Source organism: Winogradskyella poriferorum (genome assembly GCF_050618035.1).
Lineage (GTDB): Bacteria > Bacteroidota > Bacteroidia > Flavobacteriales > Flavobacteriaceae > Winogradskyella > Winogradskyella poriferorum_A.
On sequence record NZ_JBODPY010000140.1, the window covers coordinates 1 to 233 of the forward strand.

At 27.5% G+C, this 233-nt stretch carries 1 pseudogene; it reads right to left on the bottom strand.

Features of this window, described 5'->3' with window-relative positions:
* A pseudogene (locus ACRHOC_RS15235) lies at window positions 1–97 on the bottom strand (MarR family transcriptional regulator); the annotation flags it as partial.
* Window positions 98–233 lie beyond the last annotated feature (136 nt).

Below are 233 nucleotides of genomic sequence, written 5' to 3' on the forward strand. Positions count from 1 at the left end.
TCATAGTTGTACCAAATTTTGAAGTTTGTTCATTGTACATTTTGTTTACTGCTAACCATGTAGTTCGCAGTAGATAATCTATAGTTTTGTCTTTCATAACGTTTTGGTAGTTTTGAAAGATAATAAAAAATACTATGCATGCATAGTAAATTAAAAAAAATTATGCACGGATAGTAAAAAGAAGAGATAAAAAAGAAGCACTTAAACTAGAAATGCCTCTTAAATTCTTTGTG